The following is a 5848-nucleotide window of genomic DNA, read 5'->3' as shown; positions in this document are numbered from 1 at the left end:
GGGAAGATTCTTACGTGAGGCAACAGGTCCCCACCTCTTGCGGGCCGGCCCCGAATCGTCTAATGTATTCAGTATGAAGGGCTACTGTGCAGGGTGACGGGCCGTGGATGAGATCCTGGTTCTCGGTTTTTGTCTGACAGGCTTTTCGCTCATCGCTCTCCTGCTCTGGCTTCACCCACGAAAGGGACCCGTGGGTGTGGTCTGGCCCTTCGTGCGCGAGCACGCCTTTTCCACCCATGCGCTTTTTTACCTTTTGACCGTCGTCGGAATCATCCTTTTGGACATTCTGGAAACCCGGTTCGACCCGCAGATCACGAGCTACCTTGGCTGGGATTTCACGTCCCTTTTCCTCCGGATCGAGGGTTCCACCGCAGCGCTCTTTCAACTCGTCCAGTTTCCCGCCCTCACCTATGCCCTGTCGGTGATCTACCTGTACGTGTTTCCGGTCCTGGGCGTGGTGGCGGTCCTCTCCGCCTATGCGGGCGGGGAGAGGACCCTTGGGAGGAAGATTTTCTGGGGCACCCTTTTCAACTACCTCCTGATCCTGCCCTTCTACATCCTGGTGCCCGTCTCCGAACGGTGGGCTTCCGGAGACGGATCCGTGAGCCTGCTCATGAACACGATCTCGCCGGTCCTCATCGAGGGGCTCAGGCCCCTGAGCGGGCTGAACAATTGCTTCCCCTCCTTTCACACGTCCCTGGCCGTCACGTACGCGCTCCTGATCACCGAGAGCGCCAACCGCAGGCTGAGGAGGACCATGCTCGTCCTGGCGGCCCTGGTGGTTTACTCCACGCTCTACCTGGGCTTCCACTGGGTCCTGGACTCCATTGGCGGCGTCCTCTTTGCGGCGGCGTGCACCGTCCTGGCGACTTACGCGGTGGAGAACTACCCGCTCGAGATGGCCTTCCTTCGCAGCCGACGATGAGGCCGACAAGCCTGGTGGCCTCCTTCGGCTTGGGGACGGGGCACCACAGGGTCGCCGAGACGCTTCGGAGGAACCTGGAGGCCCGTGGGCACCAGGCTTCGGTATCGCGTCTGGAAGACTGGGTCCCGCGCGAATACGACTGGCTCTTTCGCAAGGGATACCTGACCCTGGTGATGAAGTTCCCCCGGGGATGGGACTTCCTCTACAGCTCCCCTTACTTTGCCTCGCGGGGCCGCCTCGCCTCCGCCCCCCTGGCGGGCCGCGCCGTCCGCCGCTTCGAGCGGGAGTCGGAGGGAGCCGACCTGGTGGTCGCGACGCAGATCAACGCCATGGAAATCGCGGCCGACCTCAAGGCCACGGGAAGGGCGGGGTTCCGGCTGGCGGTGGTCCTCACGGACTACGACGGCTATCCGCTCTGGGTCCGTCCGGAGGTGGATCTCTATCTGCTCCCCCACGAAGACCTGGCCGTGGCCTTCCGGGCGCGCGGGGTGCCGGAAGACCGTCTCGCGGTCACAGGGATCCCCATCGCGCCGGGGTTCGAGGACATGGTTCCGGACCGAACGGCCCTCATGGAGCTGGGGCTGGACGCGGAGCTCCCGACGGCGCTCGTGGTCGGGGGCGGAGTGGGGGCCGGCCCCCTCCGAGAGGCCGTCCAGGCGGCCCTGGGGCTGCCCCGATGGAATGTGATCCTGGTGTGCGGGCTGAACGAAACCCTGCGTCGGTCCATGATTCCGGATGCCCAGGCCCACCCCGAGCGACTCCGGGTTCTGGGCTACCGGACCGACCTGCCCCAACTCCTCGCCGCGGCGGACGTCCTGATCACAAAAGGGGGCGGACTCACGCTCACGGAGGCCCTCGCGGCGGGAAAGCGGGCGGTGGTGCTGCCCAGCCTGCCGGGACAGGAAAGGGCGAACATCGCGTTCATGGAAACGCGGAGCTGGATCACGGTTTGCCCCGACGTGGGTGGGATTTCCAGATACATGGAGGCCGCTCTGGCCGCAGGTCCAGGCCCCCGGCCCCTCCCTCCCCGGGCCTCCGAAACGGCAACCGCCCTCCTGGATGGCCTGGCGCGGCGGATGGGATCCGGAGGAGGCGGGCGCGGGCTCGGAGACTTGCGCCGCGTGTGAGTCGATTTGGAAGGCCGCCTCGCGGTTTACGGTCTCCTGGAGGCGTCCAGCATTTCCCGCACCAGGGCGCCGGCGTCGTAGTATTTGTCGAGGGCCTCGAGGATCCCCCGGATATCCACGGCCACGCATCGAGCCTGGCGCTCGTCGTAGACGAAGGCGTTGGGGTGGCTCGCGTCGTTCCCATCGAAGACAAGGCCCACGAGGCTTCCGTCCTTCGCCACGACGGGGCTTCCCGAGTTCCCGCCGGTGATGTCGGCCGTGCAGACGAAATTCAGCGGCGTCTCGAGCCGAACCGAAGCCCGCCTTTCCCTTTGGCGGTTCGTGAGCGCAAAGTCGTCCCGGTCGCCGAACGAATAAGCGCGGTCGTACAGACCGTAGAAAGTCGTGAAGGGGGGCACGAGGGTGGAGGCGAAGGGGTAGCCGGATACGGTTCCAAAGGCCAGGCGCAGCGTTCCCGTGGCGTCCGAATAGGACTTGTCGCCATACACGGCGAAGCCCGCCTGGGCGATGCGCGCGTAGGCCTCTTCCTCGACCGCCGCCACGTGTTCGTCGTAGCGGCGTTCCACGTCCCGAATAAAGGGGTCGGCCCTCCGGGCGAGGCGCAGAAGGGGGTCCTCACAGGCGGCGATGCCCCTTCCGGCGTCCTTGAGCAGTTCCCGGCGGAAGGCGGTATCCCCCAGGCGGGTGCCGGACAGGGCTTCCCTCGCCGCCTCGCGGGGCGTCTTGCCTTCCAGCAGGGTCTTTACGTAGGGATCATCGGCCCCGAAGGTCTCCAGGAGCCGCTCCAGGTCGTCGGCGAGAAACACCTCTTCCAGGTCGGTGTAGGTGGGGGAGGGGCTGGAGAGGCGGCGGAGCACCCCGGGAAGGTCCGAATCGTGATAGCCTGAAATCCGCTCCGCGTCCGGTTTCCGGATCTCCTCCGCGTATCGCACAAGGGTGAGGGCGTGGGAGGTGAGGCGCCCCCAGCCACCCCCGGGCATGTCGCCCTTCAGGCGTGTCTCCGCCTCGTTCTCGGCGGCCCACGCGTAGGCCCTTTCCAGGTCGCTCCAGGCGGAGCCGAAGCGAGCGCGAAGGGATGGGTCCCCCATGACGGCGGCCTGCAGGTCCGACTCGGCGGACTTCTTCTTGCCCATGAGAATCTCATCCCTCAGCCCCCGGAGTTCTCCCTCCGTGGACTTCAGGGAGTTGGCGAAAAAGTAGAGGTTGGTGCGGGCCCTCCGTGCGGCTTCGGGACTCCTGGCCGAGTAGGCGTTCAAAAGGGCCTGCCGGCGGAGAAGGGCCTCGATTTTCTTGGGGTGCGTCACGTTCTTGAAGTAGTTCAGCCCGGCCACGGTCACAAGGCGGTCCGTGTCCCCAGGATGGCCCGATACGAAGACCAGGTCTCCTTCCCGGCAACCGTCCGGGTTGACGGGGAGATAGTGCTCGATGCGGGCGGGACGTCCACCCTCGTAGGCGCGGAGGAAGGCCAGGTCCAGGTCGAACCGCGGATAGGTGAAGTTGTCGTGGTCGCCTCCGAAGAAGGCGGCCTGCAACTCGGGCGCGAAGACCAGACGGACGTCCGTGTACTCCTTGTACCGATACAGGTGGTGGCGCGCTCCCCCGAAGAGGGCGACCACCTCCCCCTCAAGGCCCGTGGTTCGCCTGCACTCCAACTCCATGGCGGCGGCGGCGGCGTTCCGTTTCTTCAAGGCGTCGGCTGGACTCGAGGCGCCCGCGCACGCGGCCTCGATCCGCGAGGTGACATCCTCGATGGAAACCAGAACCCGGATCGTGAGACCGGGGATCGGGATCTCCTTGTCACGGGTGGGGGCGTAGAAGCCGTCCCGAACGTAGTTGTTCTCGGGCGAGGAGAGACGTTGCACGGATCCCAGGGCCACGTGGTGATTGGTCAGGATGAGCCCCTCGGGAGAAACAAAGGACGCCGAGGCGTGGATGTTGACCGAGGCCATGCGGAGGCGGTCCAGAAAGGCCGCGTCGGGAACGAAGCCGTACCGCTCCTTCAAGAGGTCCAGCGGAGGCCTCTCGTACAGCCACATTCCCTCGTCCGCCCGGAGAGCCGTCGCGCCCGAAACCGCCGCGATCAGAGCCGCGCAGAACACACCGAATCCGCCAGAGACCCGCCTGCCAAATGTCATGGTTCCTCCCCCACGAGGTGACGGCCCCCGGCAAGGACCGCCGGGGCGCGAAAAAATTTATACGCAAGTGAGCATCGAGAGGTTTCAGCGCGCAGGACGCGGTCACAGGCCCCCGGGCTGGCGCTGTTTCTTCCACAGGGCGAAGGCGGTAGGTTGGCGGAATCGTCCGATGACATCCGAGGCCTCCAGGACGCTGACGAAGGCGTGGGGATCTTCGGAGCGGACTATGTCCCGCAATTCCCGCAACTCGTACCGCGTGATGACGCAAAGGAGGGCGTCCTGCTCCTGGCCGCTGAAGGCGCCCCGGGCCTTCAAGATCGTCACGCCCCGGGCCATTTCGTTCAGAATCCTCCGTTGGATCTCGGCGGGGTGGGCGGAGACGATCAGAACGGCCTTTCGGGGACGGGGAGCCATCATGGCGTCCATGGCCCGCCCCGCCGCGTAGATGGCCACCAGGGTGTACATGGCCCTTTCGGGACTCTCGAGGAGCCCCGAGGCCAGGACAAGCGCCCCGTTGAGAAAGAGCTGCACCTCCCCGACACCCAAACTGAATCGACGGTTCAGGACCACGCCCAGAATGTCGAAGCCTCCGAGGGAGCCCCCCGAGCGGAGCGCCAGCGCCCCGGCGACGCCCCCCAGTGCGCCGCCGAAAATGGCGGCCAGGAGAGGGTCCTGGGTGAGGGGCGGGATGGGCAGATAATCGGCCATGAGCCAGAATCCCACCACCGCCACTGCCGAGAGGGCGGCGAATTTCTTGCCCACGTCCCATGCTCCCAGGAGAAAGATGGGGACGTTGAGAAGAAACACGAGGAGACCGACAGGCCAGTCGAAGAGCGCGTGAGCGAGGAGAGCCAGGCCCGTCACGCCCCCACTCAAGAGCTGGTTCGGGATGAAGAAGGCCTTGACCGCTGCCACGAAGCCCAGGAGGCCGATTCCGAGAAGGGTCCAGCTCCAGAGGGTCGTTCCGGTCCTGCGTGCCCAGAGGCGGATCGCGCGCGCTCGCATGGCTCTGGAGAATACCAGAAACAGGTGCCCGGGGCATCCACGCGGCCGATCTCGGTCCCGGCTCCCTTGCGGGAAAGGACCGCAGGGCCTATATTACCGACGGCACGAAACCCCGGGGGCGAAACGGTTTCGACGGGGATGTGCGGGAGGTGGTCGCGCGCCGAGTTCCGGGCTCTCGTAAAACGACCGGAAAACATCAACTGCCAACGATAACTTGGCTCTGGCGGCGTAAGTCCGCCACGTTCCTGAAGGCTTCGCCCGCGGGCTTTCAGGAACGACGCTAGCGGGATGCTCCGGTTCGGTTCTCCCCGGCCGAAACGGAAAAGACTCAGGGGATAGCGACCCGCCGAATTGCCGGCTCCAGAGGCGGTGAGCGAAGGATCGAGGAACCGGCTACGCGCGTAGACGCTGCCTTGGCCGGCATTTTCGGACGCGGGTTCGACTCCCGCCGCCTCCACCAGCAAACCGAAAGGGAGGGTTACGCCCTCCCTTTTTTCTATGGCCGCCATTGAATTTCGCGGGAGTCGAAGCCGCAGAGGGGACCCTGAGGGCCGCGGGCGAGAGCGCGACCGAAGAGGGAGCGATCGCAAGCCGCGGCCCCAGGGGAGAGGCTGGGGCCGGGAACGCTAGGGCGCGCGTGGAACGCAGCGCCGAGA

General features: G+C 66.0%; 4 protein-coding genes and 1 other RNA gene. 3 read left to right on the top strand and 2 right to left on the bottom strand.

The genetic code is table 11. The features are described from left to right. Nucleotides 1–103: 103 nt before the first annotated feature. Both AB1824_12940 and AB1824_12935 read left to right on the top strand, forming a co-directional pair. Nucleotides 104–925 carry a phosphatase PAP2 family protein gene (locus AB1824_12940; protein MEW5765866.1) on the top strand — a complete coding sequence of 274 codons (822 nt, stop codon included), beginning with the start codon at nt 104–106 and terminating at the stop codon, nt 923–925. Next, the gene (locus AB1824_12935) at nt 922–2052 is read left to right on the top strand and encodes a glycosyltransferase (protein MEW5765865.1); all 1131 of its coding nucleotides are present in this window, start codon (nt 922–924) and stop codon (nt 2050–2052) included. The genes AB1824_12940 and AB1824_12935 overlap by 4 nt, the downstream gene beginning before the upstream one ends. Before the next feature lie 26 nt (nt 2053–2078). On the opposite strand, the gene AB1824_12930 is transcribed toward AB1824_12935, so the two are convergent. Together AB1824_12930 and AB1824_12925 are read right to left on the bottom strand one after the other, a co-directional pair. Then, nucleotides 2079–4187: a S46 family peptidase gene (locus AB1824_12930; protein ID MEW5765864.1), complete on the bottom strand. Its 2109-nt coding sequence runs from the start codon at nt 4185–4187 to the stop codon at nt 2079–2081. Between the two features lie 102 nt (nt 4188–4289). Beyond that, nucleotides 4290–5192, bottom strand: coding sequence for a YitT family protein (locus AB1824_12925; GenBank protein MEW5765863.1), 903 nt, complete (start codon nt 5190–5192; stop codon nt 4290–4292). A 114-nt stretch (nt 5193–5306) separates the two neighbouring features. Here AB1824_12925 and ssrA point away from each other — a divergent pair. Continuing rightward, nucleotides 5307–5652: a transfer-messenger RNA gene (gene ssrA / locus AB1824_12920) on the top strand. Nucleotides 5653–5848: the final 196 nt, after the last annotated feature.

The organism is Acidobacteriota bacterium (assembly GCA_040752915.1).
Taxonomy (GTDB): Bacteria; Acidobacteriota; UBA4820; order UBA4820; family DSQY01; genus JBFLVU01.
The sequence above is the reverse complement of the archived record's forward strand: the minus strand, read 5'-3'. Positions and strand labels throughout refer to the sequence as shown.